The following is a 25,431-nucleotide window of genomic DNA, read 5'->3' on the forward strand; positions in this document are numbered from 1 at the left end:
TTCAGATGTCCTTGGACAACACCAGGTTCGCGCCCTTGCGGCTCAGGAACCACAGGTAGACCAGCCCGATGACTACCCAGGCAATCCCGAGTTTCTGTGCCTGCAAGCCCATGTTGAACATGATCGCGAAGGTGATGACAAACCCCAGCACTGGTGTGATCAGGTGCCGCCACACATTGCGCGACTTCATGCGCCGCCAGAAGTAGTTGATCACGGTGATGTGCAGGATCATGAAGCCGCTGAGGGCGCCGAAGTTCACCAGCGAGGTGAGGGTGTCCACGGTGTCGATGAAGAAGTAGCAGATGATCAGCGACAGCACGCCCACCAGGTAAATGCTCAGGTAGGGTGTGCTGTACTTCGGATGGACCTTCGCCAGGATTCCCGGCAGCTTGCCATCCCGGGCCATGCCGAACAGCAACCGCGAGACTGCGGCCTGTGAGGTGATGGACACCGCCACACCCCACGCCAACGCCGTGGCAATCGCCGTCAGTGACGCCAGCCAGTTGCCTCCGGCGATCGCGGCGATTTCATAAAACGCCGAGTCGGCGGACGTGAAGCCCATGCCCGCTGCAAGGTCGGTGGCCAGCCAGGTTTGCGCCACAAAGATCGCGCCCATCACCAGCAAACTGATCAACGCCGCCCGGCCCACACTGCGCCCGGCATCGCCCTTGGTTTCTTCCGCCAGCGTTGAGATTGCGTCAAAGCCCAGGAACGACAGCACCGCGATTGAAACGCCCTGCATCAGCAACCCCACGTTGAATCCACCGGGGTTATACAGCGGCGCCAGCGTCAGGTGGCCATTGCCGGCGCCACCGTGCAGGGCCTTCCAGGCACACACCAGGAAAATCCCCAGCACCACCAGTTGCGCCAGCAGGAAGACGATGTTCATGCGTGCGGTGAACGTCATGCCGCGCAGGTTGACCAGCGTGGCGCTGATCAGGAACGCCAGGATAAACACCGTTTTTGGAATCTCGGGGTACAAGTGGTTCAGCGCAATCGCCGCGTAGATGTACAGCAGCGGCGGAATCAGCAAGTAGTCGAGCAACAGCAACCAGCCGGCAATAAAACCGACACCGGGATTCAACCCGCGCTGGGCATAGGAATACACCGAGCCCGCAATCGGAAACGCCCGCGCCATGCTGCCGTAGCTCAAGGCGGTGAACAGCATCGCGACCATGCCGATGATGTAGGCCAGCGGCACCATGCCGGGCGCCTCGCTGTTCACGTAGCCATACACACCGAAGGGCGCGATGGGGATCATGAAGATCATCCCGTAGATCACCAGATCCGTGAGGGACAAGCTGCGCTTCAATTCTTGTTTATAGCCAAACTCTTCAATTGCCATGATGGGGTACTTCCGTATGAAGTAAGGCGAATGCGCAGCCGCCAAAGCGGCCGAACATGTTCTTGAACCCGGCAGGTTAAAAGACGCCCAGGCGGTTTTTTTTATAGTTGTAAGACCGGTCCAGCCAACAGCAGCAGTTACAGCAGGGGTGCCAAATAGTCGGTCCATGACTCAAGTGCTTCGGGTGTGCGCAGCAAGTCGTTGCGCACCTCAAGCAGTACCGCGTCGATGCCGCGCCGGTCGCCATGGAACGGCACCGTCATGTCGCCCAGCACATCGATTTCATAAGGTTGATTGGCCGCGACGTTCAGGCCGTGAGCGGCCAGGCCATCGAGCATGCCTTGGGCGTAGGTGGCGGCCCGGGCATACAACACACCGGCTTCCAGGCGGCGTGGCTGGCCGTGGTAAACCGGGGTGAAGCTGTGAACCGCGACGATGCGCACTTCGCGGCCCGCGGCCAGGCGGGCGTCGATCAGTTCATCCAGGCGCTGGTGAAAGGGCGTGAACAAGGTCTGCTGGCGGTACCGGCGAACGCTCTCGGGCAGCTCCCGGTTGCCCGGTACGTCGTAGATCTCACTGCGCGGCGGAATGCTGTCCGGGGCTTCCAGCGGGCGGTTGAGGTCGATCAAAAGCCGCGAATAGGCCGCCGAGATCAACGTTGCACCGAGGGCTTTTGACAGCCGCTCCGCCAGTTTCAGCGCGCCGATGTCCCAGGCGATGTGTTCCTTTGCCGCCTCGGGGCTCAACCCCAGGGCATTCAACTGATCCGGGATATAGGAGCTGGCGTGTTCGCACACCAGAATCACCGGGTGTTCGGAATCTTCCCGGCTGACCCGGTACACGGGCTTCTTGTACAGGCCGTGTTCGGCGGTTTCAGTAGAGGCGGGCATAGTGATCACACAATTCGGCAGGCGTCAGTTTCTCGGTGGAGTTGAGCTCTTCGGCTTTCAGCGCGAAGTAGGCCTCCATCATCAAGGGCGGCAGTTGTTCCAGCAGTTGCGGGTTATTGCGCAGACTGGCCAGTGCATCGGCGAGGGTGCCGGGCAGGGCGCGGATGTTGCGTGCCTGGCGTTGTGCTTCGCTCATGGACTCCGGGTCTTCATCGGAGGAACTGTCCAGCGTGAGCTTTTGCTGGATGCCGAGCCGGCCGGCGATCAGCACGGTGGCCATGCTCAGGTGCGGCGAGGCGGTTGCATCCAGCGGACGGAATTCCAGGTTGTATTGCTTGGCCGGGGACTTGCCGCCGAGGGTGATCGTCGGGCAGATCCGCAGTGACGCTTCGCGATTGCGCTGGCCGAGGTTGGCGTAGGACGCACTCCAGTGATGCGGCTTCAGACGCAGATAGGAAATCGGCGTGGGCGCGCTGAAGGCGCACAACGCCGGCAGGAATTTCAACACGCCTGCGGCCCATTGCCGGCCTGTTTCGGACAGCCCGTTGCTGCTTTGCCCGTCGTACATCACCGCATTGCCGGCCGGGTCCTGCAGGCTGATATGCAGGTGCACACCGTTGCTCACACCGTCGGCTTCCAGCTTGGGCGAGAAGCTGATATCCAGGCCCATCTGCCGGGCGATTTCCCGGGTGATCTCCCGCACATTCACCGCACGATCCGCAGCGGCCACGCCTTGAGTGGGGCGGCAGGTGACTTCGTATTGCGCCTTGCCGTATTCGGGCAAAAACATCTCCGGTTCGACACCGGCAGCTTTCAACGCACTCAACAGCCAGCCACCAAATGACGCGGCGTGATGCTGGGCCGAGAGGGAAAAGGCATGGTGCGCGTTATTCGGGTCTTTGTAGCCCAGGTTGAACTCGTGCTCGAACGCCGCCGTGACTTCAAGCCCCAGCTCGTCGCGATACCGCTGGATCTCGTTACGCAGCAGCGTGCGTGGGCAGGCGGCCCAGGGCTGGCCATCGGTCTCACAAATGTCGGCGTGAATAAAGTCCAGCGCGGGTGCAGTGGCGTCCGGGCCGTTGGGCACCTGCACGCGGGTAGTCATGTCGGGGATCAGGCGCAAATCGCCGCAGGAGCCCCACGGATTATTCTCGGCCACCCGGTCTTGCGGCGTCAGTGCGCTGTTGGCCGGTACCCAGCCCACACCGGCCTGCTGATAACTCTCAAGCTCGTCAGCGGGAAACGAGCGTCCGCGCGTCACGCCAATCAGGTCGGTGGTGACGATGGTGGTCATGGGCGTTGGCTGGATCAAGCTCACGGGCGCCACTCCTGCAAACGGTTGATCACGGTTTGAGTGTCGGTGATCCAGCAATAACCCTTGATCGCTTCCAGGCAGGCGTGATGACGCTCCGGGGTGTAGGTCGCGCAGGCGTCTTCAATCAACGTCACCAGATAGCCCCGGTCCGCCGCGTCACGCACCGCCATGTCCACGCATTGGTCGGTGACGATGCCGGCGATGATCAGGTGCCGGGTTTCCAGGTTGCGCAGCACGTAGTCGATGTTGGTGGAGTTGAAGACCCCGGACGACGTCTTGGGCAACACGATTTCATTCTCCACCGGCGTCAGCTCGTCAATCACGCCGGCCTGATAGCTGCCCTTGGGCAGATGCATGTCCGACAGCTTGTGATCCAGAGAACGATCACGGCCATCCGCCGTCAGGCTTTCGATGATGGTGTGCAGCACGTTCTGTTTGGCTTCACGCACCGCATTCAACAGCTTGACCTGATTGGGAATTACCGTGTCCCGGGCGCGGTTCAGGAAGTACGCCGCCTGCGGTCCCTGCAAGTGCGGGTCGAGCGCCGGGTCGAGCCAGGCGCGTTGCATGTCCACCAGCAGCAAGGCGGTAGTGTCCCGCGTGAAGGGAATGTCGCGGGGCGAATGATGGGGGAGCGTGAACATGGTTATTTTTCCTCCAAAAGGTGAGCGGCGAATTCCGTGCGAAGGGCGTCGATCCCTTCCAGGCGGGCATCCAGGCCATTGCTGTGTTGGGTGAGGGTGGCGATCAGGGCCTCCACCTGTGCGAGGGCGGGCACCATGGTGTCGAAGGCCGACACCGACTCCACCGGGGAACTGATGATCAGGTCGGCCAATTCCCGCAGCGGCGAGGCGTAGATATCAGTGAACAACACCACCCGCGCGCCCCGGGCCTTGGCGGCGGCGGCCACGCGCTTGGCCTGGGTTTGGTAGCGGCGATAGTCGAAGAGCAGCACCAGGTCCTGGCGCTGGATGTCATGGATTCGGTCGGGCAACTGGGCGTTGTCTTCGAGGGCATGACAACCCGGGCGCAACAGGCGCAAGTGATTCACCAGATAGCCGGCGAGAAAACTGCTGAGCCGGCCGCCGAAGCCGAACACTTGATGTTTGGTATCCAGCACCCATTCGGTCAGCACCCGCACGTCTTCGGGTTGGGTCAGGGCCTGGGTGTCCTGAAGGGCGCGATTGCAGTCATCCAGGTAGGTGGTCCAGGCGTCATCCTGCGACGAGTGCGCCCGGGGTTGCAGCAGGGTGATCGGCGAGCGCAGGCGGTGGTCCATTTCGCTGAGCAGCGCGTCCTGGAATTCGGCGTAGCCCCCGAAACCGAGCTTCTTCACCAGCCGCATGATGGTCGGGTCGCTGACCCCGGCGTGTTCCGCCAGGCGCGCCATGGAACCGAGGCCGCTGCGCGGATAATGATCGAGCAGGGCACGGATCACCTTGCGCTCGGAAGGCGTAGGGCTGAGTGCGGCGTCGGTGAGTTTGTCGCGTAGGTTGGTCATATCTCGCCTTGTTGTTTTTGCTACGGCTTGGCGAGAATGAGTGTATTGGTAGTAAATGCTACATGTAAAGGCAGATTTCGGCTGTTTGTAGGAAACACTACAGAGGTATGGCTTTACCTGTGGCCAGGGATCACTTCCCCACCCGCCCCGGAATCGCTACCCGACTCGTCGCCTTCACCTCCCGCAACGCCAAACTCGACTGGATCGACGCAATCCCCAACTGCCGCCGCAACACGCTCTCCACAAAATCACTGTAAGCATCCAGATCCTCCGCCAGTACCTGCAGCAGATAATCCGCATCGCCGGTGATCTTGTGGCAGGACTGCACCTCGGGCAGTTCCTTGATCACCGCTTCAAAATCCTCCGGCGTATGGTCGGAATGCACCGCAAACCGCACATGCACAAACGCCATGATTTCCAGGCCTAGGATCTTGCGATCCAGGTTGGCCTGGTAGTCCTTGATCACGCCTTCTTCCTCCAGACGTTTACGCCGACGCCAGCATGGGGTGAGGCTGAGGGACAGCCGCTCACTGAGTTCGGCGTTGGAAATACTCGCGTCTTCCTGCAGCAACGCGAGGATGGCGAGGTCGGTGTCGTCAAGTGCGACCTGTTTGGTTTTATTTTTCTTCATGGCAGCTCTTTGGGGTAAAAATGCCCGATTACGCTAGCATCGGCGCACGTAAAAGCAAAGAAAGCCCACCGCAGCCAGAACAAAATAATCACCTGTCTTTTACGGGTGGATGTTTTTCATGCTGACTGTTTTTAGCGACTCTCATCGTTTGCACCATGGCACCGAACTCAAGGATGGCGTGCTCAAGCCGTCCTTTGAACAACCCAGCCGCGCCGACACGGTGCGTGACCGGGTCAAGCACGTGGGGCTGGGCGATATCATCGTGCCGCGCACGTTCGACCGGGCTTGTTACGTCAACGCCCACAGCGAACGCTACGTGTCCTTCCTCGAAACCGCCTGGGCCGAATGGACCGCGATCGGCCGTGCCCATGATGCGTTGCCGCTGGTGTGGCCGGTGCGTGATTTGGCCAATGACCAGGTGCCGGCATTCATCGACGGCAAACTCGGCTTTTTCGCGATGGACGCCGGTTCGCCGATCACCCGCACCACTTGGGAAGCGGTGAAGACCAGCGCCGACATCGCGCTCACCGGCCTGGCGGTCATTGACGAGGGCCACAGCAGTGCTTTCGCCCTGTGCCGGCCACCGGGCCACCATGCGGCGCGGGAATACATGGGCGGTTATTGCTACCTGAATAACGCGGCCATCGCCGCGCAACAGGCGATCACCCAAGGGGCCAGGCGTGTCGCGGTGCTGGACGTGGACTTCCACCACGGCAATGGCACGCAGAACATTTTCTACGACCGCAGCGACGTGATGTTCGTCTCGCTGCATGGCGATCCGTCCGTGTCGTATCCCTACTATTCGGGCTTCAGGGACGAGCGTGGCGCCGGGGCAGGCGAGGGGTTCAACCTGAATTACCCGCTGGCGAAAAACACCGGTTGGGCCACCTATAAAGAAGCGTTGCTCGACGCCTGCAATCAACTCAGAAAGTTCTCGCCGCAAGTGCTGGTGATTTCCCTCGGCGTCGACACTTTCAAGGACGACCCCATCAGCCATTTCCTCCTCGAAAGCCGCGACTTCCTGGGCATCGGCGAGATCATCGCCAGCGTCGGCGTGCCCACGCTGTTTGTGATGGAGGGCGGCTACATGGTCGATGAAATCGGCATCAACGCCGTCAATGTGCTGCATGGTTTCGAGAACAAACACGCCTGATCCCGACGCCATTCCAACAATAAAAGCCGCCTGACTTTTTTCTGCCAAAACTCAAAAACATAACAAGAGGTTTTGTGATGAAAACAACCGCGCCCGGGCTTATTGAAAAGCCCGCTTTGCAACGCACCCTCAACAACCGACACATTCAACTGATGGCCATGGGCGGTGCGATTGGCACCGGCCTGTTCATGGGCTCGGGCAAGATCATTGCGCTGTCCGGCACCTCGATCATCCTGATCTACATGATCATCGGGCTGTTTGTGTATTTCGTGATGCGCGCCATGGGCGAGCTGCTGTTATCCAACCTGAACTTCAAAAGCTTCGCCGACTTCGCCGGTGCGTACCTGGGGCCGCGTGCGGCGTTTTTTCTCGGCTGGTCGTATTGGCTGAGCTGGAGCGTTGCGGTGGTGGGGGATGCGGTGGTGGTCGGCGGTTTTTTCCAGTACTGGTTCCCGGACGTGCCGGCCTGGATCCCGGCGATTGCGATGCTGCTGACCCTGTTTGCCTTGAATGTGCTCACGGTGCGGCTGTTTGGTGAGGTGGAGTTCTGGTTTGCGATCATCAAGATCATCGCCGTGGTGACCTTGATCGGCGTGAGCGTGGTGCTGATTGCCAGTTCGTTTGTGTCACCCACCGGCGTCACGGCCTCCCTGAACCATTTGCTGGATAAACAGGCGGCGTTTCCCAATGGGTTGTTCGGCTTCTTTGCCGGGTTCCAGATGGCGATCTTCTCGTTCGCCGGTACGGAACTGATCGGCACGGCGGCAGCAGAAACCCGCTCGCCGGAGAAGACGTTGCCCAAGGCGATCAACTCGATTCCGCTGCGGATCATCCTGTTTTACGTGCTGGCCCTGGCGTGCATCATCGCCGTGACGTCGTGGCAGCAGGTGTCGCCCAGCAAAAGTCCGTTTGTCGAGCTGTTCCTGGTGGCCGGGTTTCCCGCTGCCGCCGGGATCGTGAATTTCGTGGTGCTGACCTCGGCGGCCTCGTCGGCCAACAGCGGGGTGTTCTCGGCCAGCCGCATGTTGTTTGGCCTGGCGGACCTGGGAGATGCGCCGGGGATCTTTCGGCGACTGTCGAACAATAGCGTGCCGTTTATCAGCCTGGCGTTTACCACCTTCCTGATGCTGCTCGGCTTGTTGCTGCTGTTTATAGTCCCGGAAGTGATGACCGCCTTTACCATCGTCTCAACCGTGTCGGCGATTTTGGTGATCTTTACCTGGTCGACGATCCTGGCGTCCTACATCGCCTATCGGAAAAAGTGCCCGCAGCTACATGAAAAATCGCTCTACAAAATGCCCGGTGGTGTGCCGATGGCCTGGGTTTCACTTGGGTTCCTGGCGTTTGTACTTTGCCTACTGGCACTTCGCCCAGACACTCGCCTGGCACTCTGCGTGATGCCGGCCTGGTTTGTGTGGCTGGCAGTTGCCTACCATTTCTCGCATTTTCGCAGCCGACTCCAGCCTGATCAGCGCACGGCGACATAGCAGTCGTCATACAACTCAACGGCAATCAGCCCTCAAAAAAGGCCGGCTTGTACGGCCTTTATGTGACGGTTTTTTCATCGCTACATGACAAAAATTTCACATTCTGCGCCCTAGGCCCCATGCCACAATCCGCAGCGTTTGCAGGGCCGCAACGGTATTCGCTCGAAGGACAGTAAAAAAATAATGTTCATAGGGGCGCAGTAAATGAAACTCTCTACATTAGCTTTGGCCATCACCGCGGCTGTCCTCGCACAACAAGCCTGCGCAGATGATTTTGGTCTTGGCTCACTCGGCACAGGTAACGGTCACAGTGGCTTTCTTGAAGACAGCCACTCATCGATCAGTTCGCGCACCATGTACTACAACGCCGACGTTCACTCCGGCACCGCGAATGACCTGCGCGAAGCGGCTCAAGTACTGCGTTTCGACTACAAATCCGGTTACACCCAAGGCACCGTAGGCATCGGGTTCGACGTGATGGCGTTCGGCGCCTTGCGCCTGGACGGTGGCGATGGCCACGCCGCGGGCAATGGCCTGTCGGGTAACGGCAACAGTTTCTTTCCGGTCAAGAACAACGGCACCGAGCCTGCTGACAGCTTCGGTCGCGCAGCCGGCAACGTTAAATTCCGTATTTCCCAGACTGAATTGCACGTAGGCGGTGGCCTGGCCCCGATCCTGCCGATCCTGGTGTCCAACGACAGCCGTGCCGCGCCGCAAACCTTTGACGGCGGCATCCTGACCTCCAAGGACATTCCCAACGTCACCTTCACCGGCGGCGAGTTGAACAAGGCTGAAGGTCGTGCATCGAGTAACTCAACTGGCCTGAGCGTCGCCGGCGCCACGCGTGACAGCGACAGCTTCCGGTTCGGCGGCGTTGACTACCAGCCGTTTGGTTCTTCCGATAACGCCATCGCTAAAAACCTGACGTTGCAGTACTACTACGCTGACCTGGAAGACTTCTACAAACAGAACTACTTCGGCCTGGTGCACGTACTGCCGTTGGGCAATGACCAATCGTTCAAGACCGACCTGCGCTATTTCGACAGCACCAGCGACGGCAAAAACGGTTCGGCCGGCTACGCCTTCAACAACAACGGCGGTTATGCCAAGCACGCCGGTGAAGTCGACAACAAAACCTACAGTGCTGCATTCACCTACCAGTTGGGCGGCAGCCAGTTGATGCTCGGCCACATTGGCGTGAGTGACGACGGTGGCTTCGTGTGGGTCAACCAGGGCAGCATCGCCGACCCTACTGCACAAGGCGCGGCCGGCTCCGACTTCTACCTGTTCACGGATGCGGTGGTTGGCCAGTTCTCCCGTGCGGGCGAGCAAGTCAATTTCGGTCAGTACCTGTATGACTTCAGAACCCTGGTGCCAGGCCTGAAAGCCTCCGTTGCTTACCTCAACGGCAGCGACATCAAGGCCAAGGTTGCTGGTGGCAGCGATCAGTCGGAACGCGAAACCGATTTCCGTCTTGATTACGTCGTGCAAGAGGGCCCGCTGAAAGGCTTCGGTACTACCTTCCGTACCGGTAGCTACCACGGCCACAACACCGGCACGGCCGACCAGGATCAAACCCGCCTGATCTTCAACTACACCTACGCGCTGTTTTAATCAGTCGCGGGTAAATGCTCCAAATGAAGGCCGCCTGTTAGGCGGCCTTTTTTTGGGCAGGACTTTTTCAGCGGCTTGCCGGCAGAGCAGGGCGCTATAGTTGTTTTTACACAACGCTGCGTTTAATCATGCCCGGCAATTCCTAACCTATAAGTCAAGAAAAGGACCGTTCCCATGAAAGTCAGTGCACGCAACGTATTCAAAGGCCAGGTCAGCCAGGTCCAGGAAGGCGCGGTCAACGCTGAAGTCGTGTTGACCCTGCCAGGCGGCGAGCAGTTGGTAGCCGTGGTGACCCTGGAAAGCATCCGCAACCTCGGCATCGCCGTGGGCAAGGAAGCGGTCGCGCTGATCAAGGCGCCGTGGGTGATGTTGATGACTGAGTCCAGCGACATCCGCCTCTCGGCCCGCAACTGCCTGGAAGGCAAAGTGCTGAGCGTGAATGACGGCGCGGTAAATGCTGAGGTTGTGATCGAATTGGCGGGCGGCTCGAAGGTGTTTTCCATCGTGACCCGCGATGCGGTGGCCGAGTTGGGCCTGAAGCCGGGCGTGAGTGCCACGGCGGTGATCAAGGCGTCCCATATCATTTTGGGTGTGCCGGCCTGATAAGCCGCCGCGCCTGCGACTACGAACGCATCGCCAGGCGTCTTTTTGCCTTGTAGCAGTCGTTGATCTCAATCGCCTTCTGGTAATACTCCGTGCGCCTTGCGCGGTCGTAGTCTCCCAGCAGTCGATACGTTTCAGCCTGAAAATCGCGACTGCTGCCCCATTGCATCGCCATGCCTTGGGGCATTTCGTTTTTGCACTCGAGCTTCACAACCGGTTGTGGAAAGTACGCCTCATACAGGGGCGCGCTGGCTTCAATCGCCAGCAGCGCAGTTTTGTACTGGGGTGTATCGGTGAATTCCCAACAAAAGGAGGATATTCCCAGTGCCGGCGGTGCGAAGCCTTGAGCCAGGCTTCTTTCCATCAGCGGGCAAGCCTTTTCCTTGATCACGTCGGTCGGCGAAAGCAAGAGGATGTAGATCATCGCGAGGCGATGCTGCGCCACCGGGTGATCAAGCGCTGCTGCTTGCTCAAGCAGGGCAACGGCTGGCTTGAGTAACTCGCCGGCTTCCTGCATCAGCACCATCGCCCGTTCTCTTTCCTGCGCACTTGCCGTGGGAAAGTTGGCGGGCACCGCTTCCATCTTGGCGTTCGCTTGTTGCAGGTACGGGAGGGCCTGTTGATACAGGCTCTCGCCGCGAGGGTCGATAGGCAGTGCGCTGGCAATGCACAGCTGCGACAGCAGGCAGCCGAGGAACAGGGCGCTCCAGCGATAAACAAACATAGACGGGCTTCCATGCGGCGTAAGTATTGAGTGGCAAGTAGATCGCGCCGCAGAATGACAGGGAAACGGTAGGCAGATCAAACCGCGTTTCCCTCGCCGCAATGGATTGCTTCAAGGCGCCAGCCGCGTGAACACATAATCATGGTTCTTCACCAACGCCTGATGGCAGGCAAAGCACGTCTCATGCTGCGCCTGGTCCGCCGGCTTGCCGTTGATGAACCGCCCAAACCCCCAGCCTCCCGTCGCTGCGTATTTCTTTGAGTCCTTGACCATGAACTGCACGGTGGTTGCCGCGCCGGGAATCGAGGCGGTCTTGGACTCGGGCGACTGCACATGTTTCCAGGCCAGTTTGGCCAGCACGGTGCCGTCAGGGAAGGGCAACGTGCCGTCGCGATAAGCCTTGAGCGCGACCTGGTTGCCCAGCACCACCCGCAGTTCATTCAGCGGGTCGGCTTCCTGGGCCGGGGCGATCAGCTCCCATTGGCGGTAGCCGTCGGGAATCGTCACGCCGTAGATCGGCGAAGGCTCGCTCGTGCCACCAGGGCCCCCAAAAGCGACCCCGGTAGCGGTGGCCACAACGGCGGCTGTCGCAGCGATGAGTGCAGCAAGGTGCAGGCGCTTCATCACAAGTGGTCCGCATCAATCACAGCCTTGGCAAAGGCTTGGGGCGCTTCCTGCGGCAGGTTGTGGCCAATGCCGCCGGTGATCAGCCGGTACTCGTACTTGCCGGTAAAGCGCTTGGCGTAGTCTTCCGCCGCCGGGTGCGGTGCGCCGTTGGCGTCGCCTTCCATCGTGATGGTGGGCACGCTGATGGACGGGGCGGTGGCGAGTTTCTGTTCCAGCGCAGCATATCTCTTCTCGCCCTGGACCAGGCCCAGGCGCCAGCGGTAGTTGAAGATCGACACAGCGACGTGGTCGGGGTTGTCCAGGCCTTTGGCGCTGCGGTCGAAGGTGGCGTCGTCAAACGCCCATTTCGGCGAGGCGATCTGCCAGATCAGCTTGGCGAAGTCGTGGGTGTTTTTTGCATAACCGGCGGCGCCGCGATCGGTGGCGAAGTAGAACTGGTACCACCACTGCAACTCAGCCTTGGGCGGCAAGGGGTTCTTGCCGGCGGCCTGGTTGCCGATCAGGTAGCCGCTGACCGACACCAGCGCCTTGACCCGCTCAGGCCACAACGCCGAGACGATGTCGGCGGTGCGGGCGCCCCAGTCGTAGCCGCCGAGCACGGCCTGCTTGATGTTCAGTGCGTCCATGAAGTCGATCAGGTCGACCGCAAGTGCGGCCGGCTGGCCGTTGCGCAGGGTCTTTGCCGAGAGGAAACGGGTGTCGCCGTAGCCACGGGCGTAAGGCACCAGCACGCGGTAGCCCTGGGCGGCCAGCAGCGGCGCTACCTCGGAATAGCTGTCAATGTCGTAGGGCCAGCCGTGCAGCAGGATCACCACCGGGCCATCGGCCGGGCCGACCTCGGCGTAGGCCACCTCCAGCAAGCCGGCCTTCACATGCTTCAACGGGCCGAGCGCGGCGTGGGCACTGGCGCTGGCAACCGCAGGTGCTGGCGTGTCCTGTGCATGGGCTACGCCGAAGGCACCGAACTGCAACAGCGCAAAGGCCAGCAGCGACGCGCCCATCAGGCGGCGGGGTGGGGTGTTCAACTGTGTGTGCATGGTGAGTCTCCGGCGGCGGGTTGTGTGCCTGGCTCACAGTTGAACGTAGTTGTGTATCCCGTCTGTTTCGAGAAAACGGTTGGGTTAAAGGTTTTGTATCGCAGGGGTGTTTGGACACACTGCGATACACGGCTCAGAGGGGCCGGGTGGCCACGTACACCAGGCTCGGCGCCTGCCCCGGCACATCATCCAGTTCGCCGATGTGCTGCATGCCGATTTTCTCCAGCACCTTGATTGACGCTGTATGCGCCGGACGCACCACGCCGTACACCTGCGGCTGGTCCAGTTCGACAAAACCAAATTGCAACGCAGCCCTGGCAAGCTCTGTTGCAAAGCCCTGGCCCCAGGCGCTGACGGCAAAGCGGTAGCCCAGGTTGATTCGCTCAACGTCGTTGTAGGGGTACAAGGTGATGCCCCCAAAGCCGATCACGCACTCCGGCGCCTCTTGTGTAGCAATCGCCCATTGGCCAAAGCCATGTTCTGCCCAGTGTTTCAGCCAGCGATCCAGGGCGGCCCTGGCTTGACCCGGGTCGGTCAAGGGGCCGGACGGGTTGTAGCGGTTGGTCTCGGGATCGCCATAGATGGCGAATACACTGGCCGCATCGTCGACCGTGACGGGCCTGAGCATCAGGCGTGGGGTGGTGATTGGGCAGGTATTCATGGATGGCGTTTGATCCTTGGGGCGAGACAGAAGGTGTTCACCTATATTTATCCTGCTTTCGGCGCTCTAGCACGCTCGATTCAGTTGTTAGGGCTACTGGCAGGATGCCACAATGGCACTTTGTCGCAGCAGTATGATCAGGCGGACCAAATGAATGGCCTTGGGCGTGGGCAGGACCAGGATTGCTTCATCGAGGAGCAGGTACGAACAGATCGATTGCATCAGCTGTTTCGCCAGTCATTTTCGGCGGTTTTCGGCAGTTATATGGCGGCCGCCATGTTGTGCTGGCTGTGCTGGGAGCGTTTTGATCACCGGGTAATGCTGGTCTGGCTGGTGGTGCTGGCGGGGACCTCACTGCTGCGGGTCTGGATGTTCATGGCCTGGTTTCGCTGCCCCAACAGTGATCGCACCCCTGCGCGCTGGGAGCGGCGCTACTGGGTGACGCTGATGTTGTCTGCCGGCGTGTGGGGGCTTGGCGCACTGGCGCTGATGCCCACTGATGACCGACTCTCCCAGGCCTTGGTGATGTTGTTCACGGTGGGCATGTCGGTCAGCGCCGTCTCCTGTTATTCGGCCTATCGCTATATGACCCTGGTCTCCATGGGCCTGGTGTTGCTGCCGTGCACCGTGTGGCTGCTGTTTCAACCGTCGTCGATGCAAGTCGGCATGGCGCTGGCGGTGCTGGTGTTCTCCTCGTTTGTCGGTGGCGCCACGCGCAAGCTGTCCGACGCCCTGGAAAAGGCCTTTCGCCTGACCCGGCAAATGGAACGTGCCCACAATATTTCTACCCGCGCCGCACAAACCGACGAGCTCACCGGCCTGATGAACCGCCGGGCGTTCTTCGAGCATGCGCAGTTGCTCTACGAACAGTGCCGGCATAATCAGCAGCCGTTGTGCGCGCTGATGATGGACATGGACCACTTCAAGGACATCAATGACACCTACGGCCACCAGGCCGGGGACCAAGTGCTGCGGCAGATCGGCGGGGTGATCAGCGCGTCGTTTCGCCAGGCCGACGTGTACGGGCGGCTGGGCGGCGAGGAGTTTGCGGTGCTGTTGCCGGACACGTCCCTGGAGACCGGGCGGGACATCGCGGAGCAGTTGATCAAGGCGATTGCCGGGCTGGCCAGCGAGCCGGTTCATGGGCTCACTGCCAGCCTTGGCGTGGCCTGGGCCCGCGCGGTGGATCAAGACCTGCACGGGTTGATGAACACCGCCGACAAGGCCCTGTACCGCGCCAAAGCCCTCGGTCGCAATCAGGTGGCCGTGGCCGAGTAGGGCTCAGCCCTTGAACAACGCCCTGGCCAGCACCTGTGAAACCTGGTCGGCCGAGTAGGGTTTGGGCAGGAACACCAGGCCTTCGTAGCCGCTTTCCGCCAGTTCCTCGCTGTAGCCGGAAGTCAGCACCACCGGCAGGCCGGGCCTGCGCCGGCGCAGTTCCCTGGCCAGTGCCACGCCAGTGATGCCGGGCATCACCACATCGGAAAACACCGCGTCGAACCCCATTGCATCCGCGCCGGCCAGCTCCAGCGCCTGTTCGGCGTTGGTCGCCCAGGTGGTCTGGTACCCCAGGTCCTGGAGAATCTGGTTGGCAAAGCGGCCCACTTCGAGGTTGTCTTCCACCACCAGAATGTGGCGCTGAGCGCTTTCTGCGACCAGCCCGCAAACCTCCTGCGCGGGGTTTTCAACGCCTTCTTCAGGCACCACCTGCGGCAGGTACAGGGTGAACACCGTGCCCTGGCCAACCTTGCTGGCCACATCGACGTTACCGCCCGATTGCTTGGCGAAGCCAAACACCTGGGACAGCCCGAGGCCCGTGCCCTTGCCGACTTCCTTGGTGGTGAAGAAGGGTTCGAAGATGCGCTCGAAAGTGTCGCCGGGAATCCCGCTGCCGGTGTCGGTAAGTGAAATCGCGATAAACGCCTGGCGCGAACCGGCGTCACCCCGGATGCTCGGCAGCGCTTGGTCGGCAACCACGCTCAGGGTCAGGGTGCCCTGGCCGTTCATGGCGTCCCGGGCGTTGAGGGCGATGTTGATCAACGCGGTTTCAAACTGGCTGGAGTCGGCGCGGATGTAACACGGCAGCCCGGGCAACTCGACCCGCACCTTGATCCGCGCGCCAGTGACGGTTTCGAGCATCTCGCCAATGTTGTTCACCCGCTGCCCGGCATCGAACACTTCCGGGTTCAGTGGCTGGCGGCGCGCAAACGCGAGCAACTGGCTGGTCAATTTGCCGGCCCGCTCCACCGTGTCGCTGACGGCGCTCATGTAGCGCTGGCGACGCTCTTCGGACAAGGCAGGCATGCGCAGGAAGTCGACGGAGGAGCGAATGATGGTCAGCAGGTTGTTGAAGTCGTGCGCCACGCCGCCGGTCAACTGGCCGATGGCTTCGAGTTTTTGCGATTGGCGCAAGGCGGCTTCGGTCTGGGTCAGCAGGGTGGTTCGTTCGTTGACGCGCTGCTCCAGGCTCGCATTCAACTCGGCCAGCCGACGGGACAGTACGACGGTGGCGGTGGTTTCGGTCACGGTGTCGAGCATGCCGACCACGTTGCCTTGCACGTCGCGAATCGGGCTGTAGCAAAAGGTGAAGTACGCCTGCTCCGGTGCGCCGCCGCGTTCGACCCGCAACGGGAAATTTTCGATAAAGGTGGCTTCACCCGCGAAGGCGGCGTTGGCGATCGGGCTGATCTCGGGCCACGCTTCCTGCCAGATCTCGCTGAAAGGTCGCCCGAGTGCGTCGGGTTTGTCGCCAAGAATCGGGATGAAGCCGTCGTTGTACAGTGTGATCAGCGAAGGTCCCCAGACGATCGCCTGGGGGAAACTGGAGGCAAGGCACAGGGCAACAGTGGTCTTCAACACGTCCGGCCATTGATCCAGCGGCCCCAGCGGCGTAGTGGCCCAGTCGTGATGCCGGACCCTTTCGCCCATTTCGCCGCCGCCTTGCAGCCAGTTTGTCATTCGGTGAACGCCTTCTTTGCCACGGTTTGCTGAGTAGGGATGCCAAGCTACAGACATCCCAGGATTCAGCCAGTTCAGCGGGATTATCCACTAGATGGCAATCTAATGTCGCCGCCAAATAATCACCCGGCAAACCTCCTTCAGACCACGGTGATTTCCACCTCGATGTTGCCGCGGGTTGCCTTGGAATACGGGCACGTCTGGTGGGCACGTTCCACCAGCGCCAGGGCCGCCGAGTGTTCGATACCCGGCAGGCTGACCCGCAGGCGGGCTTGCAGGTAATAGCCATTTTCGGGGCTGTTCACCAGGTCCACTTCGGCGCTCACGGCCGTGTCGGCTGGCAGGCGAATCTGCAGGCTTTGTGCGGCCTTGCCCATCGCGCCGATAAAGCAGGCGGACCAGCCGGCACCGAACAGTTGCTCGGGGTTGGTGCCGGGCGCCTTTGAGCCGGGTGGCGACAGCTTGATGTCCAGTTGCAGGTCATCGCTGTGGGACGCGCCTTCACGCCCGCCAGTGGTGTGGGTTTTGCCGGTGTAGAGCACGGTGCTGTTCTGGGACATGACGGTTTCCTTGCAGGTGGCCCGGGATGGGCCGGTGTGCACAGGAAACCGCGCCGGCGTATCCGCAATGTGTCATCGCCAGGGGGCGTGCACCTCGCAGTGTGTCGCCGCACCGGGAAGATACGTTGGGATACAAACCGTTATTGCTGCTGCACGCCAAACAACCCCGTCCAGTAGATGCCCGCGTCACTCTTCGGGTCCATGGCGTAGGCGGCGCCCATTTCGCGGAACTGCGGGTTCATCAGGTTGGCGCAGTGCCCGGGGCTGGCCAGCCAGCCGTCGACCACCTTGCGCGGGGTGTCCATGCCGGCGGCGATGTTCTCGCCGATCTGCTGGCCGATGTAGCCTGCCAGTTCAGCCCGGTCGCCCGGGGTGCGGCCATCGTGGTCCAGGTGATCGAAGAAGTTGCCGTTGGCCATGTTGCGCGCGTGGCCGGCGGCGGCGGTGGCGAGCGCTTCGTTCCAGCTCAGGGGCGTGGTGGCGGCAAACGCCTGCCCGCCGCACTGATGGGGTTGCTGGCGGGCGGCGTTGATCAGGTCGAGCACCTTCTTGCCTTCGGTCTGGGTCTCACCCAGGCCGCTGGTCAGCAGCGGGCGGGCGAGCACGATGCGCCAGTCCTGGCCGCTGTTGCTCACGCCGATATCAATGAATTGCGGGTCGAGCACCACTCGGCAAAAACTTTCGCGCACGGCTTTCATCGCCGCGTCGGCGTTTTTGGGCCCGGACAGGCTGATGGCCTGGACGTTGACCATCGGGTAGGCCGCCCGCGCCAGCGCCTGTTGCAAGTCGCCGACGCTGTTGACGGGCAATACCAGCCGGGTGTCGCTGGCCAGCGGTGGCAATTCCTGGGAACCCTGGTTGCCGCAGCGTTGAACCTGGCTGCGATATTGATTGATCGAGTCGACCAACAGGCTTTCTTCACCCGCCTGCGCCTGGGCGCTGAACACCAGACTGGCGGCCAGCGTCGTAAGACCCATCATCAATGACAGAACGCGCATGGACGTTTCCCTTGAGCTTGAAAGTGCCCATGATGCGCGATGAAGGGGCATCCATGCACCCGTTGGTCCGAACTTTTTGCCTCAGTTCTTGAATGCCGAGTGTTTACGGCCCTGATCGCACAAGGCGAACACCACCACCAGCAGGGACGAGATCGCGAGGATTATCACAACGCCATCAGTGGAGTGGGTGGCCGACGCCGCCACCATCGACAACGCCCCTAATGGCGCCAGGCCACCTGCGATGGCGGTGCCGATTTCCCGTCCGGTGCCAAAGCCTGAAGAGCGGGTTTGGGTCGGGAACTGGCGGCTCAGGAACGAGCCCTGGGGCGCAAACATCATCGGGGCGAGGATGCCGGTGCCCACGCCGATGGCGACGTAGATCATCAGGCTCTCGCCGGTATTCAACAGCGCAAGGAACGGGTAGGCGAACAGCAGCGAGAGCAGGCCGCCGAGCATCAGCACGGTCTTGCTGCTCCACTTGTCGCACAACCAGCCGAAGCACGGCACGGCGACGATGGCGATCAGGCTGGCGATGGTCACCGACAGCGAGGTGACGTGCACATCGACGCCCTTGAACTGGGTCAGGTACGCCAGGGAAAAGGTCTTGAAGATGTAGCTCAACGCGTTGTAGCCAATCGCCACGAAGAACACCACCGCCAACCCCTTGAGGTCGTTCTTGAACAGCGCCTTGAGCGGCGACGCCTTGGCTTTCGCGGTTTCCTTGCTCAGTTCCTTGAACTCCGGGGTTTCCGGAATGCTGTTGCGCACCCACAGGCCCACGCCCACCAGGGCGATGCTGCAAATGAACGGAATCCGCCAGCCGCCGGCCAGCAGGAACTCGTTGCCGTTGATGGTCAACAGGTACACGGTCAGCGACGACAGCAGCAACCCCAGGTTCAAGCCCAGCGCGGGCCATGCGCCCTGGCTGCCGCGCTTGCCTTCGCTGGCGTGCTCGTAGGAGGTGACCGCCGCACCGGATAATTCCGCTCCGGCACCCAGGCCCTGGATGATACGGATAAACACCAGCACGATTGGCGCCCAGATGCCGATGGAGGCGTAGCTGGGGATCAGCCCGATCAGCGTGGTGCACACGCCCATCATGCAGAAGGTCAGCACCAGCACTTGCTTGCGCCCGAACTTGTCGCCCAGGTAGCCGAACAGAATGCCGCCAAACGGGCGTGCGATAAAGCCGATGGCAAAGGTGGAAAACGCCATCAGCGTGGCGGCTTTCGGGTCGCTGTTATCGAAGAAGATCTTCGAGAACACAATGGCCGCCATGGTGGCGTACAGGTAAAAGTCATACCACTCCAGCATCGAGCCGAAGATCGTCGCGGCCGCGACTTTGCGCAGGCGTTTCCTGGTTTGCTCGGGGGTTTCAGAGTCCGGGTTGCGGGCTGTTGCCGTCATGCTGTTGTTCCTTCCTGGTCATTATATTTATTGTCAAAGTGCGGCGTGTCGCGGGTATCAGTGGGGCGTGAACATGCGGTCGGCGATCATCGCGCCGATGGGAATCGCGGAGGTGGCAGCGGGTGAGGGCGCATTGCACACGTGGAGCATTCGCGGGGTCTGGGCGAACAGGAAGTCGTGCACCAGGGTGCCGTCGCGCATCACGGCCTGGGCACGGATACCGGCCTCGTAGGGCAGCAGGTCTTCGATGTTCAGCGAGGGGCAGTACTTGCGGCACTGCTCCAGGTAGCCGGACTTGAACAGCGAGTTCTTCATCTCGACGCTGCCGGAACCGAGGTTCTGCCAGATGGTTTTCCAGAAGCCCGGGAAGCTCGCGTACTGCGCCACGTCGCGCCAGTTCACCGAGAATTTGCGGTAGTTTTCGCGGCCCAGGCCCAGTACGGCATTCGGGCCGACGGTGACGCTGCCGTCGATCATGCGGGTCAGGTGCACGCCGAGGAACGGCAGCTCCGGGTCGGGAATCGGGTAGATCAGGTGGTTGACGATGTTGTTTTTCGAGGCGGGCAGGCGGAAGTATTCGCCACGGAACGGGATGATCTGGTGGTCGATCTTGACCCCGGCCATCACCGCCAGGCGGTCCGATTGCAAGCCCGCGCACACCACCAGGTGTTTGGCCTGCCAGCTTTCGCCACGGGTGCTGACGGTGACCTTGTCGGTGTCCTCGACGATGGCGGTGACGGTGCGTTCCAGGCAGATTTCGCCGCCGGCGCGGCGGATCACCCGGGCCATGGTTTCGCAGACTTCGCGGTAATCGACGATGCCGGTGGCGTCGAGAAACAGCCCGCCCAGCCCGACGATGTTCGGTTCGCGCTGGCGCAACTGGTCGGCGTCCAGGCGTTCGACCTTCATCCCGTTGAGCTGCGAGCGGGCGTAGAGCGCTTCCATCCGCTGCACTTCCAGCGGCGTGGAGGCCACCAGCAGCTTGCCGCACACCTCGAACTTGATCCCGTGCTCGGTGCAGAACTGCTTGGTGGCTTCGGCGCCACGCTTGCACAAATCGGCCTTGAGGCTGCCCGGCGCGTAGTAGATGCCGGCATGGATCACGCCGCTGTTGTGGCCGGTCTGGTGTTTGGCCAGCAGGCTTTCCTTTTCCAGGATCACCAGGGACGCGTCGGGCTGACGCTTGAGCAGCTCCATCGCGGTAGCCAGGCCGACGATGCCGCCGCCGATGATGCAAAAGTCATAAATCATTGTGTGGGTTACCTACGCATTTCGGTCTGCTTATCAGGTTGTCAGACTAATGGTTTTATTAAAAAAACAGCGCGCCAGCGGCACGCTTCAAATGAGCCTGGATCCGTCAGTTGATGGCCGGCAGCTCCAGGTGCAGGCGCCTTGCTGCGGCACGCAAGTGGGCCTCGGCACAGGCGGCGGCGCCTTGGGCGTCACCGTCGACAATGGCCTGGTACAGAGCGGTGTGTTCCTGGGTGGCGTCGGCCGAGCCGCTGACGAAGCGGGTGGCAGAGTTTTCCCAGGCGGTCTTGCGGGCGCTGGCCAGTTGGCTTCTGAGGAAGTCATGGAAGGCCACGAAATAGTCGTTCTTGCTGGCCTCGGCGATGGCGCGATGGAATTCCACATCCGCCAGGGCGGCGGCTTCGAAGTCGGCGCGTTTGTCGTGCATTTCCTGCAGGGCGCTTTTCATGCGCTGCAGGTCTGCAGCGTCGCGGCGTTGGGCGGCAATCGAGGCGGCCTGGGTTTCGATCCACAGGCGCACTTCGAACATTTGCGCCAGGTCCGGGCGGCGGCCGTTTTTTTCCGGGAAGCGGAACACGGTGCCGGCGGGGGTCTGGGAGATAAATGAGCCCAGGCCACGGCGGGCGGTGAGTACGCCGTCCGCCTTGAGCTGGGCAATCGCTTCGCGCACCACCGAACGGCTGACGTTCAGCTGTTCAGCCAGTTGCTGTTCGGTGGGCAGGCGCGCTTCGGGCGCCAGGTGGCCGGAATCGATTTCTGCACGAATGGCGCTGACAACGCGCATAACGAGCGAATCAGGGCGCTGGAGCTCAAGCATGGGACAACCTTGGTAATCAGGTTGTCAGACAATAGTCGTTACGATTTTACCTTGTCAAGATTCGTGTGGCGCCGAGCCGCGTGCGCAGTGCCAGGAAAAGGCCTACGCCAATCAGTGCCAATGCCACGCCGAACGTGGCTTGCATCCCACATCCTACGTTGTAGGGACTGGCCGTGGCGAGGTCACCGGACACCTGCGCAAATACCGCGCCCAATGCCGAGGCGCCCGCGATCAGCCCCAGATTTCGTGAGAGGTTGAGCAGGCCGGCGACCACGCCGCGACGGTCCGCCAGCACATCGCTCATTACGGCGGTGTTGTTGGCAGCCTGAAACTGGGCGTAGCCGAGGGTGAGGATGATCAGCGGGGCGATGTACCCGGCAACCCCGAGGTTGAGCGGCGCCAGTGAGAGCAACAGGCAGCCGGTCACCATCGCCAGCAGCCCGGCGACGGTCATCGGGCCGCTGCCGAAACGGTCGGTCAAGCGGCCCGCCGGTACGCCCATCACTGCCGAAACGCAGGGGCCGACGGCCATTGTCAGGCCCATCCACGCGGGGTCGAGGCCGGCGCCGTGGGTCAGGTAGAACGGCCCGACCACCAACGTCGCCATCATCACCGCTGACACCAGTGCGCTCATGGCCAGGCCGGTGCTCAGGGATGAATCCCGCAGTGTCGACCAGAAACTGAACCCGGATGACGTGGGCTGCTGTTCGCGGCGGTCGATGCGCAGAGAGCGGCGGGCGAGGGCAAAGGTCAGCAACCCCAGCGGCACGGTGATGAAGAACAGCGCGCGCCAGCCAAACCCGGCGATCAATACGCCACCCATGCTTGGCCCCAGCGCGGTGCCCATGGCCGACATCGTGCCCAGCAAACCCATGGCGCGGCCGGTACGTTCCCTGGCGACGGTCTCGCCCACCAGCGCCATGGTCATCGCCATCATGATCGCGGCGCCCAGGCCTTGCAGGGCGCGGGCTGCAATCAACAGGCCGAGGGACGGGGCCATGCCGCACAAGGCGGAGGCAATCGTGAAGAGTAACAACCCCGCCAACAGCAGGCGGCTGCGGCCCATCAGGTCGCCCAGTCGCCCGACGCTGACGATCACGGCGGTGATCGCCAGCAAATACGCGAGCACCACCCACTGCACCGTCTGGAAGGAGGCATCAAACGCCTGCACCAGGCTCGGCAAGCCGACATTGGCGATGCTGGTGCCCAACGACGCCAGCAGCATGGACAGTGACAGGGCGACGAGGGCGCCACGGGGTGTAGGTGATTTCATCAACAGGCTCCTGAATTTGACCGCTGTCAGAAATCTACGCCGTCACCTAACATGGCGGAAGGCGCAGCATTTGCACTGTATACGTGCGCCAAACGCCCTATGAGGTTTGCCGTGTCGACACCTGATCTGAATTTGCTGGTCACCCTGGATGTGTTGCTCGCTGAAGGCAGCGTCGCCCGCGCCGCCCAACGCCTGCGCCTGAGCCCTTCGGCAATGAGCCGGGCCCTGGCACGACTGCGGGCAACCACGGGGGATCCGTTATTGGTGCGCGCCGGCCGTGGCCTGGTGCCAACGCCGCGCGCCTTGGAGTTGCGTGAGCAGGTCAGCCAGTTGGTGCAGGACGCCGAAGCCGTGTTGCGCCCGGCGGCGAAGCTGGACCTGAGCCAACTGGTGCGCACCTTCACCTTGCGCACCAGCGACGGTTTTGTTGAAAACTTCGGCCCGGCGTTGCTCGCACGTATCGCCCGGGAAGCACCGGGCGTGCGGTTGCGTTTCGTGCACAAACCGGACAAGGCCAGCACGCCGCTGCGCGATGGCAGCGTCGACCTGGAAACCGGCGTGGTCGACAGCAGCGCCAGCCCCGAAGTACTGACCCAGGCGCTGTTCCGTGACCGGTTTATTGGGGTAGTGCGCAAAGGGCATCCGCTTTGTGAAGGCGAAGTCACACCGCAGCGGTTTGCCGGCGGCCAGCATCTTTACGTGTCCCGGCGCGGCCATGACCAGGGCCAGATTCATCAAGCCCTGGAAGCGCTGGGGCTGACACGGGACGTGGTGACCATCGTTGCCGGGTTCTCCACCGCCCTGGCGCTGGCCCGCAGCACGGACCTGATCGCCAGCGTACCCGAGCGCCATACCGCCAACCTGCACAGCGACCTTCACCGCTTTGCGCTGCCGTTCGCGTTCCCGGATTTCACCGTGTCGATGCTCTGGCACCCGCGCCTGGACGCCGACCTGGCCCATCGCTGGCTGCGCGGTTGCCTGCGGGAGGTGTGTGCGCAATGAACGGCGTTTGGAATGCCGGTCTTGAACGCGACGCTCTCCCTGTGGCGAGGGAGCTTGCTCCCGCTGGGCTGCGAAGCGGCCCCAAAACCTGCATCCTGTTTCTAGCTGAAAGAACGCGGTGTGTTTGATTGGGGCTGCTACGCAGCCCAGCGGGAGCAAGCTCCCTCGCCACAACAGGCTCCCTCGCCACAATAGGACTGAAGCAAGTCGCTCCGGGCCCGCTGCGGCCCTTCAACAGGTACAATCCGCCCAGCCTTGACACGAAACACCAGGAATTCGAATGTTCAGCCTTACCCGTTACGAAACCCCATGCCCCGAGCCGATCAACGCGCAGATCCTGCAGATGGTGGTCGACTACCTGACCGACATCAGCATGGTCGCCATCCCCCCGAGCAACCTGCTGTACAACGTGTACCAGTATGCGATCGGCTATGAGGTGCACCTGTACCTGGAAGCGCTGGGCGGGTCGAAGGGCATTGCGGTTGAATTGATCGTCGCGCTGGATGCGCAGGAGCAGGTGATTGGCTTCCTGCTGTACCTGCCGGTGAAGGACGACCCCGAGGCGTGCGGCGTGGCCTACATGGCGGTTCACGCCAGCCATCGGCGCAAGGGCGTGGCGCGGGCGATGATGCAGGACATGCTGGCTCGCTACCCTCACGCAGAACTGACCTGCGCGGTGGAGAAGGTGCCGGCGTTCGAATCGATGGGCTTTCAACTGCGCGGTGTGCGTGGCACTCAGGTGTTGATGAACACCCGCGACTACAGCACGGACGGCTTGATGGGGTTGCTGGATGTGGCGTCGATCTACAGCTCGCTGGAGGTGCGGCAGATCCATACCTACCTGCTGCAAAAGCACGGCAAGCGGGCGATGATCGATGCAGAGAAACAGCGTGATCGTCACTTCGACCAGATGACCCACAAAGCCCGGATGTTTGTGCACGCAAGGCTGGGATAACGCAGAACAATGTGGGTGCGAGCTGGCTGTGGTGAGGGGGCTTGTCCCCCGTCGGGCTCACCACAGTTTGATGGGGCTGCTTCGCAGCCCAACGCGGGGCAAGCCCGCTCGCCACAGCAAACCCGCTCCTACATTTTGATGGGTATGTCTTTTATGGCTTGGCCAGGTTCCAGTTGCCGCCAACGCCGTCACCGGTGATGTCGCCCGGCTTGCTGTCCTTGACCCAGGTGTACAGCGGCTGGCCTTTGTAGGCCCATTGCTGGCTGCCGTCGTCACGGCTGATCACGGTGTAGCCGTCGGCATCCTTGGCACCTGCCGAGGCGGTCAGCGCCGGCCAGTTGGCCAGGCATTGGCCGTTGCAAGCGGATTTACCGGCGCTGTCCTTGGCGAAGGTGTACAGGGTCATGCCCTTGCCATCCACCAGGACTTTGCCCTTGGCACTGTCGGCGATGTGGGCAGGGGCGGCGAAGGCCATGGTCGAAGCACACGCAATCACGACAGCGGCAGCAAGGGAGAATTTTTTCAGCATGACGAACTCCTGGGGGTTTTTCTTGGTTTGAGTACTGGCCTTGTGCTGTATTCACAAGGCGTACTCAGGTAAACACCCGCCGCGCCGGTTTAT

The 25,431-nt window shown here is 61.7% G+C and carries 25 protein-coding genes; 7 read left to right on the forward strand and 18 right to left on the reverse strand.

The window, feature by feature from the left end:
- Position 1: 1 nt before the first annotated feature.
- From HKK54_RS25475 to HKK54_RS25500, 6 genes are all read right to left on the reverse strand, one after another.
- On the reverse strand, positions 2-1,345 hold the full coding sequence (locus tag HKK54_RS25475; RefSeq protein WP_169388231.1) for an APC family permease: 1,344 nt from the start codon (positions 1,343-1,345) through the stop codon (positions 2-4).
- Positions 1,346-1,482: 137 nt separating this feature from the next.
- Positions 1,483-2,235: an N-formylglutamate amidohydrolase gene (locus HKK54_RS25480; protein WP_169388232.1), complete on the reverse strand. Its 753-nt coding sequence runs from the start codon at positions 2,233-2,235 to the stop codon at positions 1,483-1,485.
- Positions 2,219-3,553: a glutamine synthetase family protein gene (locus HKK54_RS25485; protein ID WP_272902970.1), complete on the reverse strand. Its 1,335-nt coding sequence runs from the start codon at positions 3,551-3,553 to the stop codon at positions 2,219-2,221. The genes HKK54_RS25480 and HKK54_RS25485 overlap by 17 nt, the downstream gene beginning before the upstream one ends.
- Positions 3,550-4,194, reverse strand: a complete 645-nt coding sequence (locus HKK54_RS25490; RefSeq protein WP_169388233.1) for an isochorismatase family cysteine hydrolase — start codon at positions 4,192-4,194, stop codon at positions 3,550-3,552. The genes HKK54_RS25485 and HKK54_RS25490 overlap by 4 nt, the downstream gene beginning before the upstream one ends.
- Positions 4,195-4,196: 2 nt before the next feature.
- Positions 4,197-5,051: a MurR/RpiR family transcriptional regulator gene (locus HKK54_RS25495; RefSeq protein WP_169388234.1), complete on the reverse strand. Its 855-nt coding sequence runs from the start codon at positions 5,049-5,051 to the stop codon at positions 4,197-4,199.
- A 130-nt stretch (positions 5,052-5,181) separates the two neighbouring features.
- Entirely contained in the window at positions 5,182-5,682 is a 501-nt protein-coding gene (locus HKK54_RS25500) for an Lrp/AsnC family transcriptional regulator (protein WP_169388235.1), read from the reverse strand.
- A 118-nt stretch (positions 5,683-5,800) separates the two neighbouring features.
- On the opposite strand from HKK54_RS25500, the gene HKK54_RS25505 reads away from it, so the two are divergent.
- The 4 genes from HKK54_RS25505 to HKK54_RS25520 all read left to right on the forward strand — a co-directional run bounded on the left by HKK54_RS25505 (position 5,801) and on the right by HKK54_RS25520 (position 10,539).
- On the forward strand, positions 5,801-6,835 hold the full coding sequence (locus tag HKK54_RS25505; protein ID WP_169388236.1) for a histone deacetylase family protein: 1,035 nt from the start codon (positions 5,801-5,803) through the stop codon (positions 6,833-6,835).
- Positions 6,836-6,912: 77 nt separating this feature from the next.
- Positions 6,913-8,322 carry an amino acid permease gene (locus HKK54_RS25510; protein WP_169388237.1) on the forward strand — a complete coding sequence of 470 codons (1,410 nt, stop codon included), beginning with the start codon at positions 6,913-6,915 and terminating at the stop codon, positions 8,320-8,322.
- Between the two features lie 204 nt (positions 8,323-8,526).
- Positions 8,527-9,936, forward strand: a complete 1,410-nt coding sequence (locus tag HKK54_RS25515) for an OprD family outer membrane porin (protein WP_029615841.1) — start codon at positions 8,527-8,529, stop codon at positions 9,934-9,936.
- Between the two features lie 174 nt (positions 9,937-10,110).
- Positions 10,111-10,539: a TOBE domain-containing protein gene (locus HKK54_RS25520; RefSeq protein ID WP_010169682.1), complete on the forward strand. Its 429-nt coding sequence runs from the start codon at positions 10,111-10,113 to the stop codon at positions 10,537-10,539.
- Between the two features lie 19 nt (positions 10,540-10,558).
- On the opposite strand, the gene HKK54_RS25525 is transcribed toward HKK54_RS25520, so the two are convergent.
- From HKK54_RS25525 to HKK54_RS25540, 4 genes are all read right to left on the reverse strand, one after another.
- Positions 10,559-11,263 (reverse strand): hypothetical protein, encoded by a 705-nt coding sequence (locus HKK54_RS25525; RefSeq protein ID WP_169388238.1) that lies wholly within the window; start codon positions 11,261-11,263, stop codon positions 10,559-10,561.
- A 111-nt stretch (positions 11,264-11,374) separates the two neighbouring features.
- On the reverse strand, positions 11,375-11,887 hold the full coding sequence (locus tag HKK54_RS25530) for a cytochrome P460 family protein (protein ID WP_169388239.1): 513 nt from the start codon (positions 11,885-11,887) through the stop codon (positions 11,375-11,377).
- The gene (locus tag HKK54_RS25535; RefSeq protein ID WP_169388240.1) at positions 11,887-12,927 is read right to left on the reverse strand and encodes an alpha/beta fold hydrolase; all 1,041 of its coding nucleotides are present in this window, start codon (positions 12,925-12,927) and stop codon (positions 11,887-11,889) included. Before HKK54_RS25535 ends, HKK54_RS25530 begins: the two co-directional genes overlap by 1 nt.
- A 133-nt stretch (positions 12,928-13,060) precedes the next feature.
- The gene (locus HKK54_RS25540) at positions 13,061-13,588 is read right to left on the reverse strand and encodes a GNAT family N-acetyltransferase (RefSeq protein ID WP_169388241.1); all 528 of its coding nucleotides are present in this window, start codon (positions 13,586-13,588) and stop codon (positions 13,061-13,063) included.
- Positions 13,589-13,738: 150 nt separating this feature from the next.
- On the opposite strand from HKK54_RS25540, the gene HKK54_RS25545 reads away from it, so the two are divergent.
- Positions 13,739-14,866 (forward strand): sensor domain-containing diguanylate cyclase, encoded by a 1,128-nt coding sequence (locus HKK54_RS25545; protein WP_032881879.1) that lies wholly within the window; start codon positions 13,739-13,741, stop codon positions 14,864-14,866.
- Between the two features lie 3 nt (positions 14,867-14,869).
- Here the strand turns inward: HKK54_RS25545 and HKK54_RS25550 are convergent, their stop codons facing one another.
- The 7 genes from HKK54_RS25550 to HKK54_RS25580 form a co-directional block, all read right to left on the reverse strand.
- The gene (locus tag HKK54_RS25550) at positions 14,870-16,546 is read right to left on the reverse strand and encodes an ATP-binding protein (RefSeq protein WP_169388242.1); all 1,677 of its coding nucleotides are present in this window, start codon (positions 16,544-16,546) and stop codon (positions 14,870-14,872) included.
- A gap of 140 nt (positions 16,547-16,686) precedes the next feature.
- On the reverse strand, positions 16,687-17,106 hold the full coding sequence (locus HKK54_RS25555) for an organic hydroperoxide resistance protein (RefSeq protein WP_169388243.1): 420 nt from the start codon (positions 17,104-17,106) through the stop codon (positions 16,687-16,689).
- A gap of 140 nt (positions 17,107-17,246) precedes the next feature.
- Positions 17,247-18,104, reverse strand: a complete 858-nt coding sequence (locus tag HKK54_RS25560; protein WP_169388244.1) for a CAP domain-containing protein — start codon at positions 18,102-18,104, stop codon at positions 17,247-17,249.
- 81 nt (positions 18,105-18,185) lie between these two features.
- A complete protein-coding gene (locus HKK54_RS25565) occupies positions 18,186-19,511 on the reverse strand; it encodes an MFS transporter (protein ID WP_169388245.1) in 1,326 nt (441 codons plus the stop codon).
- A gap of 57 nt (positions 19,512-19,568) precedes the next feature.
- Positions 19,569-20,762, reverse strand: a complete 1,194-nt coding sequence (gene lhgO / locus HKK54_RS25570) for an L-2-hydroxyglutarate oxidase (protein ID WP_010169672.1) — start codon at positions 20,760-20,762, stop codon at positions 19,569-19,571.
- Between the two features lie 106 nt (positions 20,763-20,868).
- The gene (locus tag HKK54_RS25575) at positions 20,869-21,579 is read right to left on the reverse strand and encodes a FadR/GntR family transcriptional regulator (RefSeq protein WP_029615839.1); all 711 of its coding nucleotides are present in this window, start codon (positions 21,577-21,579) and stop codon (positions 20,869-20,871) included.
- A 46-nt stretch (positions 21,580-21,625) separates the two neighbouring features.
- Complete coding sequence (locus tag HKK54_RS25580) at positions 21,626-22,852, reverse strand: MFS transporter (RefSeq protein ID WP_169388246.1); 1,227 nt, start codon at positions 22,850-22,852, stop codon at positions 21,626-21,628.
- A 111-nt stretch (positions 22,853-22,963) separates the two neighbouring features.
- Here HKK54_RS25580 and HKK54_RS25585 point away from each other — a divergent pair, with 111 nt between their 5' ends.
- Together HKK54_RS25585 and HKK54_RS25590 are read left to right on the forward strand one after the other, a co-directional pair.
- Positions 22,964-23,854, forward strand: coding sequence for a LysR family transcriptional regulator (locus HKK54_RS25585; RefSeq protein ID WP_169388247.1), 891 nt, complete (start codon positions 22,964-22,966; stop codon positions 23,852-23,854).
- Between the two features lie 280 nt (positions 23,855-24,134).
- Entirely contained in the window at positions 24,135-24,809 is a 675-nt protein-coding gene (locus HKK54_RS25590; RefSeq protein ID WP_010169668.1) for a GNAT family N-acetyltransferase, read from the forward strand.
- A gap of 151 nt (positions 24,810-24,960) precedes the next feature.
- On the opposite strand, the gene HKK54_RS25595 is transcribed toward HKK54_RS25590, so the two are convergent.
- Positions 24,961-25,338 (reverse strand): COG4315 family predicted lipoprotein, encoded by a 378-nt coding sequence (locus HKK54_RS25595; RefSeq protein ID WP_169388248.1) that lies wholly within the window; start codon positions 25,336-25,338, stop codon positions 24,961-24,963.
- Positions 25,339-25,431: the final 93 nt, after the last annotated feature.

Source organism: Pseudomonas sp. ADAK13 (genome assembly GCF_012935715.1).
Lineage (GTDB): Bacteria > Pseudomonadota > Gammaproteobacteria > Pseudomonadales > Pseudomonadaceae > Aquipseudomonas.

Bases quoted from the DNA above. Each gene is read 5' to 3' on its own strand.
- HKK54_RS25595 (WP_169388248.1), bottom strand. From the start codon at position 25,338: ATGCTGAAAAAATTCTCCCTTGCTGCCGCTGTCGTGATTGCGTGTGCT.
- HKK54_RS25510 (WP_169388237.1), top strand. From the start codon at position 6,913: ATGAAAACAACCGCGCCCGGGCTTATTGAAAAGCCCGCTTTGCAACGC.
- HKK54_RS25480 (WP_169388232.1), bottom strand. From the start codon at position 2,235: ATGCCCGCCTCTACTGAAACCGCCGAACACGGCCTGTACAAGAAGCCC.
- HKK54_RS25525 (WP_169388238.1), bottom strand. From the start codon at position 11,263: ATGTTTGTTTATCGCTGGAGCGCCCTGTTCCTCGGCTGCCTGCTGTCG.
- HKK54_RS25530 (WP_169388239.1), bottom strand. From the start codon at position 11,887: ATGAAGCGCCTGCACCTTGCTGCACTCATCGCTGCGACAGCCGCCGTT.
- HKK54_RS25515 (WP_029615841.1), top strand. From the start codon at position 8,527: ATGAAACTCTCTACATTAGCTTTGGCCATCACCGCGGCTGTCCTCGCA.
- HKK54_RS25560 (WP_169388244.1), bottom strand. From the start codon at position 18,104: ATGCGCGTTCTGTCATTGATGATGGGTCTTACGACGCTGGCCGCCAGT.
- HKK54_RS25555 (WP_169388243.1), bottom strand. From the start codon at position 17,106: ATGTCCCAGAACAGCACCGTGCTCTACACCGGCAAAACCCACACCACT.
- HKK54_RS25580 (WP_169388246.1), bottom strand. From the start codon at position 22,852: ATGAAATCACCTACACCCCGTGGCGCCCTCGTCGCCCTGTCACTGTCC.
- HKK54_RS25495 (WP_169388234.1), bottom strand. From the start codon at position 5,051: ATGACCAACCTACGCGACAAACTCACCGACGCCGCACTCAGCCCTACG.
- HKK54_RS25475 (WP_169388231.1), bottom strand. From the start codon at position 1,345: ATGGCAATTGAAGAGTTTGGCTATAAACAAGAATTGAAGCGCAGCTTG.
- HKK54_RS25505 (WP_169388236.1), top strand. From the start codon at position 5,801: ATGCTGACTGTTTTTAGCGACTCTCATCGTTTGCACCATGGCACCGAA.
- HKK54_RS25590 (WP_010169668.1), top strand. From the start codon at position 24,135: ATGTTCAGCCTTACCCGTTACGAAACCCCATGCCCCGAGCCGATCAAC.
- HKK54_RS25520 (WP_010169682.1), top strand. From the start codon at position 10,111: ATGAAAGTCAGTGCACGCAACGTATTCAAAGGCCAGGTCAGCCAGGTC.
- lhgO (WP_010169672.1), bottom strand. From the start codon at position 20,762: ATGATTTATGACTTTTGCATCATCGGCGGCGGCATCGTCGGCCTGGCT.
- HKK54_RS25550 (WP_169388242.1), bottom strand. From the start codon at position 16,546: ATGACAAACTGGCTGCAAGGCGGCGGCGAAATGGGCGAAAGGGTCCGG.
- HKK54_RS25500 (WP_169388235.1), bottom strand. From the start codon at position 5,682: ATGAAGAAAAATAAAACCAAACAGGTCGCACTTGACGACACCGACCTC.
- HKK54_RS25565 (WP_169388245.1), bottom strand. From the start codon at position 19,511: ATGACGGCAACAGCCCGCAACCCGGACTCTGAAACCCCCGAGCAAACC.
- HKK54_RS25575 (WP_029615839.1), bottom strand. From the start codon at position 21,579: ATGCTTGAGCTCCAGCGCCCTGATTCGCTCGTTATGCGCGTTGTCAGC.
- HKK54_RS25535 (WP_169388240.1), bottom strand. From the start codon at position 12,927: ATGCACACACAGTTGAACACCCCACCCCGCCGCCTGATGGGCGCGTCG.
- HKK54_RS25540 (WP_169388241.1), bottom strand. From the start codon at position 13,588: ATGAATACCTGCCCAATCACCACCCCACGCCTGATGCTCAGGCCCGTC.
- HKK54_RS25490 (WP_169388233.1), bottom strand. From the start codon at position 4,194: ATGTTCACGCTCCCCCATCATTCGCCCCGCGACATTCCCTTCACGCGG.
- HKK54_RS25545 (WP_032881879.1), top strand. From the start codon at position 13,739: ATGAATGGCCTTGGGCGTGGGCAGGACCAGGATTGCTTCATCGAGGAG.